The organism is Streptococcus oralis SK304 (assembly GCF_000287715.1).
GTDB lineage: Bacteria > Bacillota > Bacilli > Lactobacillales > Streptococcaceae > Streptococcus > Streptococcus oralis_Y.
Window position 1 is genome coordinate 47,682 of record NZ_ALJN01000021.1, and the last position, 17,023, is coordinate 64,704.

18 protein-coding genes and 1 riboswitch are annotated in these 17,023 nt (G+C 40.9%); of the genes, 2 read left to right on the plus strand and 16 right to left on the minus strand.

The window, feature by feature from the left end:
• Positions 1 to 338 precede the first annotated feature (338 nt).
• Positions 339 to 548, plus strand: coding sequence for a CPCC family cysteine-rich protein (locus HMPREF1125_RS0102535; RefSeq protein WP_001033379.1), 210 nt, complete (start codon positions 339 to 341; stop codon positions 546 to 548).
• Positions 549 to 582: 34 nt separating this feature from the next.
• The gene (locus HMPREF1125_RS11165) at positions 583 to 798 is read left to right on the plus strand and encodes a hypothetical protein (RefSeq protein WP_000423296.1); all 216 of its coding nucleotides are present in this window, start codon (positions 583 to 585) and stop codon (positions 796 to 798) included.
• Between the two features lie 238 nt (positions 799 to 1,036).
• Here HMPREF1125_RS11165 and HMPREF1125_RS11170 read toward each other — a convergent pair whose 3' ends face one another.
• The 16 genes from HMPREF1125_RS11170 to HMPREF1125_RS11245 form a co-directional block, all read right to left on the minus strand.
• Positions 1,037 to 1,369, minus strand: coding sequence for a DUF7675 family protein (locus tag HMPREF1125_RS11170; RefSeq protein WP_000979448.1), 333 nt, complete (start codon positions 1,367 to 1,369; stop codon positions 1,037 to 1,039).
• Between the two features lie 48 nt (positions 1,370 to 1,417).
• Positions 1,418 to 1,630: a hypothetical protein gene (locus HMPREF1125_RS11175; RefSeq protein ID WP_000711258.1), complete on the minus strand. Its 213-nt coding sequence runs from the start codon at positions 1,628 to 1,630 to the stop codon at positions 1,418 to 1,420.
• A 104-nt stretch (positions 1,631 to 1,734) separates the two neighbouring features.
• Positions 1,735 to 2,463 carry an ABC transporter ATP-binding protein gene (locus HMPREF1125_RS11180; RefSeq protein WP_000136202.1) on the minus strand — a complete coding sequence of 243 codons (729 nt, stop codon included), beginning with the start codon at positions 2,461 to 2,463 and terminating at the stop codon, positions 1,735 to 1,737.
• Entirely contained in the window at positions 2,463 to 3,470 is a 1,008-nt protein-coding gene (locus tag HMPREF1125_RS11185) for an ABC transporter substrate-binding protein (RefSeq protein WP_000754535.1), read from the minus strand. The genes HMPREF1125_RS11180 and HMPREF1125_RS11185 overlap by 1 nt, the downstream gene beginning before the upstream one ends.
• A 36-nt stretch (positions 3,471 to 3,506) precedes the next feature.
• Positions 3,507 to 4,265 carry an ABC transporter permease gene (locus tag HMPREF1125_RS11190; RefSeq protein ID WP_196218628.1) on the minus strand — a complete coding sequence of 253 codons (759 nt, stop codon included), beginning with the start codon at positions 4,263 to 4,265 and terminating at the stop codon, positions 3,507 to 3,509.
• Positions 4,228 to 4,518 carry a thiamine-binding protein gene (locus HMPREF1125_RS11195; RefSeq protein WP_000647678.1) on the minus strand — a complete coding sequence of 97 codons (291 nt, stop codon included), beginning with the start codon at positions 4,516 to 4,518 and terminating at the stop codon, positions 4,228 to 4,230. Before HMPREF1125_RS11195 ends, HMPREF1125_RS11190 begins: the two co-directional genes overlap by 38 nt.
• 70 nt (positions 4,519 to 4,588) lie before the next feature.
• Positions 4,589 to 4,691: riboswitch (TPP riboswitch) on the minus strand.
• 105 nt (positions 4,692 to 4,796) lie between these two features.
• Positions 4,797 to 7,430: a DNA polymerase I gene (polA, locus tag HMPREF1125_RS11200; protein ID WP_025172368.1), complete on the minus strand. Its 2,634-nt coding sequence runs from the start codon at positions 7,428 to 7,430 to the stop codon at positions 4,797 to 4,799.
• Between the two features lie 84 nt (positions 7,431 to 7,514).
• Positions 7,515 to 8,624 carry an SH3 domain-containing protein gene (locus tag HMPREF1125_RS11205; protein WP_000142557.1) on the minus strand — a complete coding sequence of 370 codons (1,110 nt, stop codon included), beginning with the start codon at positions 8,622 to 8,624 and terminating at the stop codon, positions 7,515 to 7,517.
• 90 nt (positions 8,625 to 8,714) lie between these two features.
• On the minus strand, positions 8,715 to 8,990 hold the full coding sequence (locus HMPREF1125_RS11210) for a Veg family protein (RefSeq protein ID WP_001278166.1): 276 nt from the start codon (positions 8,988 to 8,990) through the stop codon (positions 8,715 to 8,717).
• A 1-nt stretch (position 8,991) separates the two neighbouring features.
• Entirely contained in the window at positions 8,992 to 10,344 is a 1,353-nt protein-coding gene (gene dnaB / locus HMPREF1125_RS11215) for a replicative DNA helicase (RefSeq protein WP_000852474.1), read from the minus strand.
• A 43-nt stretch (positions 10,345 to 10,387) separates the two neighbouring features.
• Entirely contained in the window at positions 10,388 to 10,840 is a 453-nt protein-coding gene (rplI, locus tag HMPREF1125_RS11220; RefSeq protein WP_000864201.1) for a 50S ribosomal protein L9, read from the minus strand.
• Positions 10,837 to 12,810, minus strand: a complete 1,974-nt coding sequence (locus HMPREF1125_RS11225) for a DHH family phosphoesterase (RefSeq protein WP_000739977.1) — start codon at positions 12,808 to 12,810, stop codon at positions 10,837 to 10,839. Before HMPREF1125_RS11225 ends, rplI begins: the two co-directional genes overlap by 4 nt.
• A gap of 174 nt (positions 12,811 to 12,984) precedes the next feature.
• Complete coding sequence (locus HMPREF1125_RS11230; RefSeq protein ID WP_268700433.1) at positions 12,985 to 13,965, minus strand: nitronate monooxygenase; 981 nt, start codon at positions 13,963 to 13,965, stop codon at positions 12,985 to 12,987.
• A 64-nt stretch (positions 13,966 to 14,029) separates the two neighbouring features.
• Entirely contained in the window at positions 14,030 to 14,947 is a 918-nt protein-coding gene (locus HMPREF1125_RS11235) for an MBL fold metallo-hydrolase (RefSeq protein WP_000829419.1), read from the minus strand.
• 3 nt (positions 14,948 to 14,950) lie between these two features.
• Positions 14,951 to 16,063 (minus strand): acyl-CoA dehydrogenase family protein, encoded by a 1,113-nt coding sequence (locus HMPREF1125_RS11240; RefSeq protein WP_000221882.1) that lies wholly within the window; start codon positions 16,061 to 16,063, stop codon positions 14,951 to 14,953.
• Between the two features lie 15 nt (positions 16,064 to 16,078).
• On the minus strand, positions 16,079 to 16,987 hold the full coding sequence (locus tag HMPREF1125_RS11245) for a LysR family transcriptional regulator (RefSeq protein WP_000351430.1): 909 nt from the start codon (positions 16,985 to 16,987) through the stop codon (positions 16,079 to 16,081).
• Positions 16,988 to 17,023: the final 36 nt, after the last annotated feature.

Below are 17,023 nucleotides of genomic sequence, written 5' to 3' on the forward strand. Positions count from 1 at the left end.
AATCGCCTTAGTTTTTCTTGAAAGTTCCTAAAAAAGTGCACAAAAAAGAGCCCTAAAATGGGCGTAATATTGACGAGTTCAGCAGGCAAGAAACTAGCACGGTCAAACGTGCTTTTTTAATACCTAGTAATATTATAGCATACCTGGAAAACTCTCTCAATCATTAGCAATAGAACCAATATTGAAGTATAATGATACTATGACTCTTGCAGAAACTAAGAAATCCTATCTCAGGAACGTTTAGAAAGATAAGAGAGATTAATTTAAAAGTATTTAGTTCTAGCCAATTAATATTTCTGGTTTCACTATTTTAAAACGATAATTAGGAGAAAATAATTATGAATAAGATTGGTAAAGAAAACTTAGTAATGATTAATGACGAAGAGTATGTACATTGTCCGGTTTGCGGGACATTGACCGCTGTTTATGACATTTGTGATCATTGTAATTGGCAAAATACGGGGGAAACCAATATTGATGGAGGTCCCAACAAGATGACACTAGCAAAAGCTAAGGAAGCTTACGTTAAGGGAATTCCAATAATATAACAAACTACAGTACTACAAAATCAGGAAGATAAAAATGGAACTTAGAAAGTTTAACAATAAAATTGTAACGATGACAGATGTTGATAACCAGACCTTTGAGGGAATTTGTCTTTTTGAAGATAAGGATGCTTTTGATGAAGAGTATGATGCTTTATCTGTTAAAACAGGTTTACGATGGATGAGATTATTTGAAAATGAAATTTTAAAAGTTGAAATTGCTGATAAAATCGACCGGTCAAAAAGCCCTTAGATTTGTTTCTAAGGGCTGATTTATTTGCAAGGATAGACAGGACTGTCGAGGCTCCTGCATTTCTCGACCCACTAGCTAAATGGCGCGTTGGTGACAGATTCTCAACCTCTATCCTTCGTATCTTAATTATATCACAGTATCCATCAAAAATGAATTATGAGGGAGGTGACTGAACATCAAAAATAGTCTAGTTGTATCTAAGCATGTTTACTATTGTGTATAATCTTTTTCAGTCATATCATTCAATTCTTACGAATAAATGTATAGTTTGTGACATTCTATCCGAAAAAAAATCTCTCCAAAATGGATTTTCGATATCAAAAATTTTAACTTCTTCTTCCGTCATATTGTGAGGATAATCAAGAAAAAGATTATAAATTTTTTGCTGATCAAAACTGAACAATAGCTCTCCTCTAACATCTATCTTATCAATCCACCAAACTTTTGACTCTTCACTTTCTTTGTAAAAATCACTGTACCCTTCAAGATTGGACTCCGAAATAATGAGTTCATCTATTTCATCGGATGAGTCTGGTTTATCGTAGTCATGTAATTCATTATTTAACATCATTCAAGCTCTTTCTATTATCTCTTGAAATAATGTGACCATATTTTTATTTTAAAATACTTGTGGTAAAACTTCATCCCAAATATCCACTAAACTTTTACTATCAAAAACCTTAGCTTCCATAGCTTCATCAATCGTATTAAACTGCTGACCTTCATAATCATATCCAACTACACAAATGCTGGATAAGAAACAAGCACCTCGGCCATTAACATTAAATTCAAGATCTGTATCTAAATATGTTTTAATTTCTTCTTTTTTCATCACATCACCATACGTCAATTATATCACTTTTTATCTATAAGAATTTCCATTTATAGACAAAAAGGGCGCTGGTAAAGGATAATCTTCACCAACTCCCTATTTTTCTACTTATCTAAACCTAATTCTGCCAAGATTTGACGTTTGTAGGCAATCTTTTGGACTTCCTTGTCCTCATCTTCAGACCAATCTAGTTTAATTTCTGAAACAATCTGCCCAGGGCGATTTTTCAAGATATAGATGCGGTCGCTGAGACTGAGGGCCTCCTCGATACTATGCGTGATGATCAAGGTCGTTAGCTGCAACTGCTTATGAATCTCCAGATACCAAGCGTGAAGCTCCATCTTGGTCATCTCATCCAAGGCGCTAAAGGCTTCGTCTAAAAGAAAGAGTTTGTGCCCAAAAAGGTAGGTACGAAGCAAGGCCACACGCTGGCGCATTCCACCACTAAGTTCGTGAGGATATTTGTTCCGTACAGCTGTCAACTGGAAGGTCGCAAGGATGTCATCCGCTCGAGCAATGGCTTCTGCCTTATCAATCTTTTGGATCAAAAGGGGCAGGATGATATTGCCAAGCACCGTCTTGTGCTCCAAGAGGAGATCCTTTTGCAACATATAACTCACGCGCCCCTTAGGATTTTCCTCGCCATCAAGGACAATTCGCCCAGACTGGACTTCTAAAATCCCAGCGATTAGGTTAAAGAGAGTGGTCTTTCCTACACCACTGGGACCTAGAATAGAAACCACTTCACCCGAAGTCACCTGCAGGTTGATGTCCTCTAAAATCTTTTCATCGCCATAGGCATAACTTACATGTTCGAGTCTAATTTCTGTCATTATTTTACAAATTCGTTAGTGAAGCCTTTGTCTGTCAAGTCTTCTTTAAGGATACCATTTTCTTTGTCCCATTTGTAGAAGGCATTCCAGCGTTCTGCGTCAAATTGTCCCCATTTTTCCTTGTCACTTGCATATTCTTTTGACAAGTATTTTTGAGATTCGATGACAAAGTCACGTTTTTCCTTGAGTTCAGGTGCATTCTTGATGAGAATATCCGCAGCTTCTTCTGGATGTTCCATAGCATATTGGTAGCCTTTTTTGATGGCTTGGATGACTTTACGAGCTTCTTCCTTGTTGTCTTTGAGATAGTCGTTGTTTGCGATAATAACTGGTGAGTAGTAGTCAAATTCCTTGACATAGTCTTTCAAGTACATGAAGTTGGCGTCTACACCTTGAGATTTGGCAAGGATACCGTCCCACCCATAGTAGATCCAAGCAGTGTCAAAGACGCCATTGGCAATTGGTGTGATGGAGTTTGAGTCGTTGTTTGGTACTTTTTCGACCTTTTCGAAGTCTCCACCTTGAGATTCCACCAAGGTTTTCAACATAGCAAGTTCAGTCGGGTCATTCCAAGTTCCGTATTTCTTCCCAACCAAGTCCTTTGGACTGCTGACATTGTCCGATTTACGTGAGATGATTCCTGATGTATTGTGCTCAACGATAGCGGCAACGGCAGTAATGCCTGCACCTTTTTCCAATTTCTTAGCCATGTAGTCTTGGAAATAGATAGCAAATGGTGCCTTGCCATTGATCACCAAGTCAGATGAGCTTTCTTCTGGTGGCAATTTCAAGTCAACATCCACTCCAGCTTCTTTGAAATAACCTTTTTCCTTGGCAACATACAGCCCTGTGTGGTTGGTGTTTGGTGTCCAGTCTAGGATAAAGTCAATCTTCTTAACTTCTGCTTCTTTGTTGTCCTTAGAAGAAGTTCCTTGGCCACAAGCCACAAGCAAGACAGCTACAAGAGCTGTCACAAGCGTCAAAAACACTTTCCATGTTTTCTTCATTTTCATTTCCTCTTTTCTTTTTACAAAACGCTTCTTTTAAGTACGTTTCCATTTAATCACATATTTTTCGCTAATATCAACCAATTTCATACCTAGAAGGCTGATAATCGACACCAAAATAATAATGGCAAACATGGTATCATACTGAAACAGTTTTTTGGACTGAATCATATAGACACCAAGTCCTTCAAAGCCTCCCAACCACTCAGATACAACTGTTGTGATGAAAGCATAGGAGACACTGACCCTCAGACCTGCATAAAAGTAAGGCAGACTGACAGGGATTTTAAAATGCCACAGGATTTGCCAAGGATTTGCACGCATCAGACTAAACAAGGTCAGCATATCCTTGTCACAGTGCCTAAATCCATCCAAAATACTGACGATGATAGGGAAGGTTGTCGTCAGGATAATCAAGACAATCTTGGGCAAAATCCCATAGCCTAGCCACAAAACCAAGATAGGCGCTATGGCAATGGTCGGAATGGTCTGAACAACCACCATCATAGGGTAAATCAAGTCATTAAGCCAAGTCATACTATCCATAAGCACCGCCATGAGACAGGCAATCAAGACACCTAAAACTAGACCTAGCAAAGCCACTCTCAAGGTCGCCCAGCTATGGTGCCAGAGAAATTCTCTGTCACGAACAAAGGCCTGGAGAATTTCAAAAGGGGTTGGCAGGATAAACTTGGGTAAAAGTTTGAATATTCCTGCTAACTGCCAGATTGACAAGACTCCTAGAAAGCCCAATAGACTAATGTGTCGTCTCAGTATACTTTTCAAGTTTCTCATCAATACTTAGAATCTCTCCTATATTTATTTTGACATTAGCAAAGACATTATCTGCCTCCTGCCCTGCCACTTCTAGCGCTTCTTTAAGAATACGCATGAGCTCATCCAACTCCCCTTCCAAGACCGTTTCAAAGGGTGTCACCACCATGGTCACGGACTGAGCTTGCAGATAAGCAATCACTTGATCGATAATAGCAATTCGATCAATCCCCTGTGATAGGGGCAAGACTTGCAAGGCAATGCTTGCTTTCATAAAAACCTCCTTTTCTCAGGTTTCCTTTTGACAAAAAGAAAACCCCTTCCATATATGGAAAAGGTGCAGAATTCGGCTAAGTATCGTTCCCTACGCTGGCATTACCCAGATCAGGTGCGGTCGAAGTTTAACACTTCCTCTCAGACTGTACACAGACTCCCATATCTTATATGGAAATATAGTAACGCAAATACAAGGAAAAGTCAAGGAAACTGCTTACAGAAAACCATGAAAAAGAGTTTGAAGGCAAATGCTTCAAACTCTCTTTCATAACTTTCTTATTTAGCCTCGTACCAGGTTGCCCCTTCATTTTCATCTGCGATAAGGGGAACACTAAGCTGGATGGCTTCTTCCATGGTTTGTTTCACTAGTACTTTGACGGCTGCTAGTTCTGATTTCGGAACTTCAAGGACGATTTCATCATGCACTTGCAAGAGCATCTTGGTCTGATAACCACCCTCAACTAAAGCCTTATCTAGTTGAATCATAGCAATTTTGAGAATATCCGCCGCCGATCCCTGGATAGGAGAGTTAATAGCTGTCCGCTCTGCAAAACCACGAATGTTAAAGTTGCGCGAATTGATATCTGGCAACTCGCGACGACGCTTGAAGAGGGTCTCTACATAGCCTTTATCACGCGCCTCACGTACCACTTCTTCCATATAGTTTTTGATTCCCGGAAAACGTTCAAAATAGGTATCAATGTAGACTTTGGCCTTCTTACGACTAATACCAAGATTGTTTGCCAAGCCAAAATCTGAAATCCCGTAAACCACTCCGAAGTTAACCGCCTTGGCATTGCGACGGTCGTTTGGAGTCACATCCTCAGGACGTTCAATTCCAAAGACACGCATGGCTGTTGAAGTATGGATATCTGCCCCCTCTTGAAAGGCTTTGATTAAGTGCTCATCCTTAGAAATATGCGCCAAAACTCGCAACTCAATCTGTGAATAGTCCGAGCTGAGTAGTACACTATCCTCCCACTCAGGTACGAAAGCCTTACGAATGAGGCGGCCTTGTTCCAAACGAACAGGGATATTTTGCAAGTTTGGATCCACACTAGACAGACGTCCGGTCTGGGTCAAATCCTGCACATAGCGCGTGTGGATCTTGCCATCATCCAAAATCCAGTCCTGCAAGCCAATTACATAGGTAGATTGAATCTTAGCAATCTGACGGTAGTCTAGGATTTTCTTAACAATCGGCGCAATAGGAGCCAGACGCTCTAGCACATCCACGGCTGTCGAGTAACCTGTCTTGGTTTTCTTGGTGTATTCTAGAGGAAGACCGAGCTTTTCAAAGAGAAGCACGCCCAACTGCTTAGGTGAGTTGATATTAAACTCCTCACCAGCTAGCTCATAAATCTCCTGAGTTAGCTTTTCAATGACAAGCTCATTTTCAGCCTGCATCTCAAGCAGGGTTTCTTTTTTGACCTTGATCCCAGCAATTTCCATCTTGGCAAGGACAAAAGCCAGAGGTTGCTCCATGTCATAGAGAAGGTCTAATTGCCCATGTTCACTGAGTTTTTCAAGCAAAACAGGTGCAGTCTCAACCAATACAGCAACCTTGCGAGCCAAATGCTCCAAGAATTTCTCTCTCTCAGGGATAGCTTTCTTGACCCCCTTACCGTAGAAAATCTCATCATCAGCCAAATAAGTTTGGCCATAGAGATTCGCAATGGTTGAAATTTCATTGTTCTCGACAGTAGAGAGGAGGTATTTGGCCAAACGGCTGTCAAAAGCAGGGGCCTGCAAATTCAAGCCCAAACGATTTAAAAGAACCTTCGCTTTCTTAAAATCATACACTTTCAGAGGTGTTTTTTCTAGAAAATCCTTGAGAATCGGCTCCTGCAAGAGCTCAAGTTTGTCTGTAGCGTAAAGCTTATCTCCACAGAACCAGGCAAAACCAACCAAGGCATCTGTATGGTAATTCTCACCAAAAAGTTCAAAGTGGAAGATGGAGTCTGCGCTCAGCATATCCTCCTTCACTTGGTCAACGATAGTGAAGTCTAAACTCTCAGGCGCATCCGTCGACGAAACATTTAAAGCTTGTTTAAGCTGTTTGAAGCCCATCTCATCGTAGAATTTTCCGAGATTTTCCACATCTGGGCCATTATAGACCAAATCATCTAGTCCAATCTCAATTGGTGCCTGAGTCTCAATGGTCGCCAAGGTTTTAGACAAAAAGGCTTGTTCCTTGTCATTGATGAGATTTTCCTTCATCTTAGAAGCCTTCATCCCATCAATATTTTCATAAATACCCTCTAACGAACCGTGTTCTAGCAAGAGCTTGATACCCGTCTTTTCACCGATTTTCGTGACACCAGGGATATTATCAGACTTATCCCCCATAAGAGCCTTAAGATCAATGAACTGAGCTGGGGTAATGCCCATCTTTTCCATAAGGTAATCTGGTGTAAAGGCCTCAAACTCAGCCACACCTTTCTTGGAAATCTCAACCACTGTATGCTCATCCGTCAACTGGATCAAGTCCTTGTCTCCGCTGACAATAGTCACTTCAAAAGAATCCTTCTCAGCCAAGCGACCTAAGGTTCCGATGATATCATCTGCTTCATACTGGGCCAACTCATAGTGGCGAATCCCAAGATGATCTAGCAACTCACGAATGAAGGGAAATTGCTCACGAAACTCATCTGGAGTTTTAGCACGCCCCCCCTTGTAGTCTGCATACATCTCTGTTCGGAAAGTCGTCTTACCTACATCAAAAGCTACCAAAACATGGCTGGGTTCAACTCGCTCCAAGACATGATTCAACATAAGTTGAAAGCCATAGATTGCATTGGTATGAAGACCATTAGCATTTTTAAATCGATCCAGCTGTTGATAGAGCGCAAAAAAAGCTCGAAAGGCAACAGAAGATCCATCAATTAATAATAATTTTTTCTTGTCCATACACCCATTATAAAGGAAAGCAAGGAAAAATACCATCGGAAAGAATAGGCAAATGGTAGTGAAGCCCTCTTTTTTATATTCTTTCTAGATTCTAGCTCCATTACTATCCACTCGATAGCCATCTACAGTAGTATTCACTGCTAAAGCCCCCGAAGCATTGACGTAATAAGACTTTCCTCCTACCTGGAACCACTGGCTAGACTTCATAGCCCCTGAACTCTCCAAATAATACCATGTTCCATTTTCCTTGAGCCATCCCGTCTGCATCTCCCCTGATGCCTTTAGATAGTACCAATGCGAACTATCCTTCACCCAACCTGTTGACATGGTTCCATTGTCTTTAAAGTGATACCAACTGCCATTTATTTTCTTCCAACCAGTTGCGAGTTTCCCATTCTCTCGGTAATACCAACTCCCTCCTTCTTTTTTCCAGCCCTTTTCTGTATTGCTTAGCTCTGCATACTGCACATATCTTCTAGAACCGCTATAAGACAAATAACCGAGCCACTTATAACCATCCTTTTCAAGAACTTGATCATAACTCACACTCTCACCAGCATAATAGTAGTCAATAACCTGTCCTGTACGTGACGGTTGGTCCATAATAGGCGATTTCCCCGTGAATACTATTGTCCCACTAGACGGAAGTTCTGGGCTACGAGCATTCTCACCCGCACTATGGCTGGCAGATAAATCCCTGAAATGGATAAAACCTGTCATAGAGCTAGCTTTTACGCTGCGACGATTGTATTTCTCCCTAACTCCATAGTTATACTCTTCGATCTCAATCGTATCCCCTAATACATTTGATACCCAGGCCACGTGCCCATAATAACCTTCTGTCGACCAAGCAATAGCCCCAACTTCTGGCTTAGTATCCACACGATAACCTTCACGACGAGCACGATGTCCCCATTCATTCGCATTTCCGTAGGCAGGAGGAATCTCAAAGCCATTTACACTACTCAAACGAAAGGCCGCAAAAGAGGTACACTGGCGAGAATACATCCGCCACTGATCGATTTCAACACTACCATTTTTGTAGTGAAGCGGATAGTCATCTCCACGCGCTACACTATCGGCTTGAACCGATTCTCCACCAAACAAAAAGGTACTCGTAACGAACAAAGTAGCCAGCCCTACACTCAACTGAGTACATCTACTCTTCTTAACTCCTGATTTAAAAAACGTCATTCATTCTCCTTAATAATATAAATTTCCGAGGTTCCCCTCGTTTATACTATTCGGGAGAAAAAGAAAAAAGTGAGCAAAGCTCACTTCATTTTAGGATTCTTGGTCTAGATAGCGAATCAAGTTCTTTTCTGTCAAGATATCTGAGTAGGTGAAGGATTCAACATAGACGTTGGCTTGTTTGTCTCCCTCAACATCCCCAAATTCAACGATAAATAGAGACGGATAAACTTCAATTAGCTTACCCAATCTATTTTTTTGGCGTTTACGGCCATTCTCCAAAGTCATTTCAACGACTTGTCCCTCATGCGCCTTGATCTCTTCTTTGATTTTTTTCATCTTGGCTACATCTGTAAATGCATCTGACATCTTATGCCTCCCTCTTTGAGATACTTGAAAATTTATTGTATTCTTTTTGGAAAATCAATTCCACCGTTCCACGAGCTCCACTACGGTTTTTCTCGATGATAACCTCTACCTTGTTATTTGGAATTCCTTCCTCTTCTTCACCAGCACGATCGTAGTAGTCGTCACGGTATAGAAAAGCTACGATATCCGCATCCTGCTCGATAGAACCCGATTCACGAATATCAGACAAGACTGGTCTCTTATCCTGACGCTGTTCAACTCCACGGGATAACTGACTGAGAGCAATGACTGGAACTTTTAATTCCTTGGCTAGAATTTTCAACTGACGAGAAATTTCAGAAACTTCTTGTTGGCGGTTTTCACGACCAGTCCCTGTGATAAGCTGTAGGTAGTCGATCAAAATCAAGCCTAGATTGCCTGTTTCTTGAGCCAGTTTGCGTGAGCGCGAACGAATTTCCGTAATCCGAATCCCTGGAGTATCATCGATATAGATACTCGCGTTGGCTAGGTTCCCTTGAGCAATGGTATACTTTTGCCATTCCTCATCGGTCAATTGACCCGTACGGATAGAATGGGACTCCACCAAACCTTCTGCCGCAAGCATACGATCTACTAGGCTTTCTGCACCCATTTCCAGTGAAAAGATAGCTACCGTCTTATCCAACTTGGTTCCGATATTCTGAGCAATGTTCAAAGCAAAGGCTGTTTTACCGACCGCAGGACGAGCTGCTATAATAATCAGTTCCTCCTCATGGAGACCTGTCGTCATATGGTCCAAATCACGGTAGCCTGTAGCAATACCTGTAATGTCAGTTGTTTGTTGTGACCGAACTTCTAGGTTCCCAAAGTTGATATTTAGAATATCTCGGATGTTCTTGAACCCACTACGATTGGCGTTTTCGCTAACATCAATAAGCCCCTTTTCAGCCTGAGCGATGATTTCATCTGCAGGCTTAGAAGCTTCATAGGCTTGGTTGACAGACTCTGTCAACTTGGAAATCAAGCGACGTAGCATAGCCTTTTCTGCAACAATTTTAGCATAATACTCCGCGTTGGCTGAAGTTGGTACAGAGTTGACAATTTCAACAAGATAGGACAGGCCGCCAATATTTTGGAGATCCCCTTGACTATCCAAAATCGTCCGAACTGTCGTCGCATCAATCGCTTCCCCACGATCCGACAAATCTACCATCGCTTGGAAAATCAACCGATGAGCATACTTAAAGAAGTCACGAGAATCAATGTATTCTCGGACAAAAACGAGCTTACTCTCATCTATAAAAATAGCCCCCAGAACAGATTGTTCTGCTAAAATATCCTGAGGTTGAACTCGCAGTTCCTCTACTTCTGCCATCCGACTTTCCTTCCTTTTACAATCTTGTCAAGAAGTTGTAAACTTAACCTTCTTTTACACGAAGATTGATGACACTTGTAACATCTTGATAGATCTTCACTGGCACATCAATCAAACCTACTGCTCGAATTGGTGCTTGCACTTGAATATTGCGTTTGTCAATCTTAATACCAAACTGCTTTTGCAATTCTTCTGCAATTTTCTTGTTAGTGATAGAGCCAAATGTACGGCCATCTGGTCCAACCTTTTCAACAAACTCTACAACCGTTTCTTCTGCTTCAAGCTTAGCCTTGATGGCTTTTGCTTCGGCAATCATTTCAGCATGAGCCTTTTCTTCTGATTTTTGTTTACCACGCAACTCGCCCACTGCTTGAGCAGTCGCTTCCTTGGCCAAATTCTTTTTAATCAGGAAGTTTTGAGCATAGCCAGTTGGCATTTCCTTGATTTCGCCCTTTTTTCCTTTTCCTTTAACATCTGCTAAAAAGATTACTTTCATTCTTCTTTCTCCTTTTCCTTTAGTTCTTCCAAGATTAGTTGAGTCAATTTTTCTCCTGCTTCTGACAGATTCATATTCTCGATTTGCGCAGCCGCTAGATTAAAGTGACCTCCACCACCCAGCTCTTCCATAATGCGTTGCACATTGATTTTACTACGGCTTCGAGCCGAGATGGAGATAAATCCTTGTGTATTTTTTGCCAGAACGAAACTAGCCTCAATACCGGACATGGCCAGCATAGCATCGGCAGCCTTACTGATAACAACGGTGTCATAAGTGGTTGAGTCCTTAGCTTGGGCAATCAAGATATCTGAAGCTAGCTTACGACCTTGTAAAATGAGTTCATTTACCTCACGATACTCCTCAAAATCTGTCGCAGCAATCTCCTGGATAGCAATACTATCGCTTCCACGTGTTCTCAGGTAGCTAGCCACATCAAAGGTCCGACTCGTTACGCGAGATGTAAAGTTCTTGGTATCCAGCATCATTCCAGCCATCAGTACGCTAGCCTGCATACGACTCAAACGATTTTTCTTAGAATTTTGGAACTGAATCAATTCTGTGACCAGCTCACTCGCACTACTTGCTCCACTTTCAATATAGGTGATGACTGTATTCTCAGGGAAATCCTGATCACGTCTATGATGGTCAATAACAATGGTTTGAGTAAACAAATCATAAAAATCTTTCGATAAGGTCAAAGCCGTCTTTGAGTGATCCACTAAAATCAATAACGAACGGCTTGTAACTAGCTTCATCGCATCTGTAAGAGATAAGAGTTTCGTAGTATCTTCCTTCTTTAAGAACTGGATAGCACGCTCGATATCTGCTGACATTTTATCTGCATCATAGACAGCGTAACTGTTTTCAATAATATTACTTGCAAACAACTGCATACCGACAGCAGAGCCCAAGGCATCCATATCTAGATTTTTATGACCGACTACAAAAACCTGGTCAACACTTCGAATCTTATCAGAAATGGCTGTCATCATGGCTCTCGTACGTGTACGAGTACGTTTGATAGACGCAGCAGTTCCTCCACCGAAGTAGACTGGATTCTTGGTCTCATCATTTTCCTTGACCACCACCTGGTCACCACCGCGAACTTCTGCTAAGTTCAAGTTGAGCAAGGCAATTTTCCCTATCTCTTCATGGTTTCCATCACCATAAGAAAATCCCATACTTAGGGTTAGGGCTAGTTGCCTCTGTTTTGATTCTTCTCGGAAACTATCAATAACAGAGAATTTATCATTCATCAATTCCTCGAGTACTGTGTAATCTGTGAATAAATAAAAACGATCCATCCCCACACGGCGAGAAAACATAGCATACTTACTAGCAAATTCTGAAACAAAATTAGCTACAAAGCTATTGATATGGCTGATATCAGAGTCAGACGTCGCATCCTCCAAATCATCGTAATTATCTACTGAGATGACCCCAATGACTGGACGACTAGTTACCAATTCGACAGTCGCTTCGTACTCCCCAGAAACATCAAAGAAATACAAAACACCCGAAGCCTTGTCCATATGAACAGCATACCGTGTTTCGCCCAAGGTAGCATACGAACCAGGATTCCCAACAGAAGCCTTGATGATGGTTTGAATTAATTCAACATCAATTTCCCCTTCTTCATTCGTCAAAATCAGCTCAGCATAGGGATTAAACCATTCCACTTCGCCACTAGATAAGTCTAATTTCAGGACTCCCACCGGCATTTGATCAAGCAAAGTACTCAAGCTATTTTCGGCTTGGTGATTTACATATTGGATTTGTTCAATTTCGCTCTTTTCGTACTGTTTTTTTTGCCATACAAATAAAAGCAGATAAAGCAGTACAAATAAAAATAAAACAGTGATTGTTACAGCAAGATTATGTGAAAAAATAATCAGCAAAGTTAAGATTCCGAAAGTTGCAAGTCCTAGCAAGACTGCAGAAAACGGGATTAAATTATTTTTTTTCATTCTAAACCTCTTGCGCATTATTATATCACAAAAGCCCTTAAAAAGCGACCTTTAAAGAGAAAGCACTGCTTTTATTATAGCAAGATGCTCTTAAAAAACCATATATAAAAAAGGATAGCAAATGCCTCGCTCTCCTTTTTCCACATCAGTGCAGAATCTTCCGCCTAGATTACATTATTCACCTAATTCTAGTCGAATGTCTTGTAGGCACTCTTGCGCCTGTTTCACAATTGATTCTAAAATAGTCTTACATGGTTTGATGTCTTTCACCAAACCCGCAATTTGTCCGCTCATCATTGAACCATGAACTGTATCACCTTCATAGACAGCCTTAGATAGGGAACCGATCGTAATTTCTTCCAGTTCCTCTCGGTTTGTACCTTTCTGTTCTAATTCAATGTAGTGATCCGTCATCTCATTGCGAATACAACGAACTGGCGCTCCCGCGATGCGACCTGTAACCGCAGTCGCTGTATCACTTGCCGCCAAAATAGCTTCTTTATAGGCTGGAGAAATCGGGCATTCTTCTGAAGCAAGAAAAACTGTTCCCATTTGAACTCCTTGTGCACCTAGGGCAATCGCAGCAGCAAGTCCACGACCATCTGCCACACCTCCTGCAGCAATGACTGGAATCGTTACGGCATCAACGATTTGTGGGATAAGAGCCATTGTATTGGTCTCTCCAATATGGCCACCAGCTTCTGAACCTTCAGCGATTACAGCATCAACTCCCAATTCTTGCATTTTTTGAGCATGCTTGACACTGGCAATAACTGGAATAACCTTGATTCCTGCTTCTTTCAAGTAAGGCATGATATGCTTAGGAGTTCCTGCACCTGTAGTTACCACTGGAACCTTTTCTTCGATGATAACGGTCACAATATCCTTGATATTTTTCATCATCAACATGATGTTGACACCAAAAGGCTTATCTGTCAACTTTCTCAGTTCACGAATTTCTTCTCGCAACTGCTCTCCGGTCATACCACCCGAAGCGATAATTCCCAGACCTCCAGCCTCAGAAACAGCTGCTGCTAGTTGATAGTGCGAGATTTGAGCCATAGCCCCTTGGAAAATTGGATATTGAATCTGTAAAAGTTTTGTAATTGACATATGAGTCCTCCTTTTATTTTCTGTTGATTCTTGTTGGCAAATGGATGCATGATGCACCAATATCCCCGTCAACAAGAAAATGTTATATTTGTCTCCTCATATTCTGCTATCCTAAAAAATCTGGCTTACGATCCTGCTGATCTGTAAAAGGAATAAGTGGGGGGCGAGAACGTAGAACATAATCTACAAATTCCTTCCCATCCTTGTCAAACTCTACCACCGCGAAAAATTGATCATGGTAAAAGAAAAACTTATAATGATTCTCAAAAGCCTGACGCAACCACTTCTTTTTGGCTAAAATTGATTTCATAGGATAATCATCAACTGCTGGAACCCAGAGAGGATTTCGATGAACATGTGATAACATCAAGTCCCCCATATGGATCATCGTATCTTTCCCCTGTTTGAGCAAGATAATACTGTGGCCATTGCTGTGACCACTTGTGTGAATCATTTGGATTTCTGGAACGACATTGATATACTCTGAGAAAGTCGTCACCTGATCTTGAATCGGTTCCCAATTTTCTCTCAGATAAGTTCCCCGCGTTCGATCATTAGGGTTTCTCATCTCATACCATTCGACATCATTCACAATAATCTTGGCGTTTGGATACTTGGAAACCAGCTTCCCTTGATCATTCACATACGTCAAGCCACCAGAATGATCGTGGTGCATATGTGTCATCAGCACGATGTCAATGTCTTCAGGCGATAGTCCTAAAAGAGCTAAACTTTCTTCTACCCGACTTTCAGACAAGATTCCTAAGTTACGCCTTTGTTTATCGGATAATTTTGCTGTATCAAAACTTGCATCTATCAAGTAATTTTTACCCTTGTACTGGATCAAAATAGGATCCGTCAATTCTGCCATCATATTAGCATCATTTGTTGGGTAGTAACGAGACCACACAACTTTCGGAACCGGACCAAAAAGAGTCCCTGCATCCGTCAATTTATCGGCTCCACGTAGCCATGTCAGTTTCATATCATGAAATTGATATTCCTGTAAGGTGAGTTCTGCCATGCTTTACTCCTTTATCCATTGGGCTGCTATTCTTTTACGAATCGAATCCCCAGATTTTCCATAGATTTCAATCGTTTTGGCATCCTTTAGATAACGGTCTATGGGGATGTCATCCAAGGTTTGAAGAGGTCCAATTAATCTAATAATTTCCTCAGAAATCTCAATTGCTACTTTTGTCGTATAAAGTTTTATCTGAGATACAAAGAGAGAATCCGCCTTCATCCTGTCCTTGTAGGAGGCAAAGTAAGATTCAGCCGCACACAGCTTAGTATACAAGTCTGCAAATTGATGTTGATAGACTGTCGCATCGATTAATCGTTTCCCAAATCCTCTTTTGACCTTTACAAAAGCCAGACCTTTTTCAAAAGCTCCCTCAGAGATACCAATAGAGATTGCGCTTAATCCTAGCTGTAATTTTTTGATAATATCATTTAACTGAGTTTCCCCATTTAAGGTCAATCCTAGCAGACTATCTTCTGGCAATATGACCTGGTCAAAAGTTACCGAATTCACAGGTAAACCCTGTAAACCAGGTTTTGCTATATCATCTCCAAAAGCAACCCCCGGTCGAGTCGTATCAACAATGAAAAATCCATATCCATCTTCTCCGTTAGTTTCCTGAACCTTGGCTAAGATTAACAAAATATCTGTATAGCGGCAATTTGATACAATTGACTTCTTCCCAGTTAAAGACCAACCTGCCTCTGTTTTCCTTGCGGTTGTTGCAATAACCTCCAAGCTTTCCATCAATTTTCCTTCGGAAAATCCCAAGCCAGCTAAGATTTCTCCCCTTACTAATGGTTCTACATAACGCGATTTTTGTTCCTGACTTCCATATCGTAAAATAGGATAGATACCATAACATGCCTGAGTTAGCAGAACAGCAGAAAAAGCAGGGAAATCTTTTGAAATCAAGCGAATAAAGGTCAAAAACTCGGTTCTCAAAACAGAATCTTGACTATCTAAAAGCAAGGAAAAGATATCAAATCGCTCAATAAACTGATAAAGCAATTCTCTAGGGAACTGTTGTTCATCCTCACGAGACTTGAAATAGTCCCGAATCAACACTTTCACGTCTGCCTTCAATTCTCGCGCCAGCACGTCATTATAGGTCATCGCATTCACCTCAGCTTAGTTGTCAGAAAACGGTTGGTAATAATCTTTCAACAATTCTTCATATATATAAGACTCTACTTCATTGTAGGAGTTTTTATAGGGTCTACAAAACCAAATATTAAATGGAATAGGATCCTTGAATCTAACTGCCTTAAAACGACTCTTGTCCACAAAATATTCAACCGGCCTTGGCAAAAGGGCAATCAAATCTGTCTGATGAGTTGATTCAACTAGGAAGTCCCAAGTAGAGGAAAGATAAGCAAATTTAGCCTCAATTCGTTGTGAACGAAGTTTTTCTGTCACTAAATCATAAGTCGTAAATGTTTTGTTGAAGGTTGCCAATTCATAACCAGCAATATCAGACCATTCCAACAAGCTTTTCTGAGCCAGCGGATGATCCTTATCCATATAAGCAACGTATTCATCCAATTGAATGATATGTTGTTCATATTTTTTAGCATCCAGGCTCGTAGGCTCTATCAGAATAGAGAGATTCAAATCTCCATCAACCATTTTTTGACGAATTTCCTTCCCTCCACCTTCCGTAACCTGGATATGGATATGAGGATTATTTTTCAGAAAATGAGGCAAGGCACTAGCAAAATAAACTCGTAAAATCAAGGACGGAATACCAAAATTAATGGTGCCTTTTTGCTTTTGAGCTTCTATATGGATCATGGAAAGCATTTCTTCATGTCGATTCACAATCTCGGTCGCATAACGATAAATTTTGCGTCCCGTCTCTGTTAAACTTTCTAATCTTCCATTCTTGCGATTGAATAATTGAACCCCTTCAGCTGCTTCAAAATTTGTCACGAATTGACTCAAGGCTGATTGACTAATGTGAATCTTCTTTGCAGCAATGGAAAGGTTGCATCCGCATTCTATGATATTGATGAAATAGTTCATTTGGATAATATCCACTTACCCATCACCTAGCTTTCCTTCACTATTTTAGTA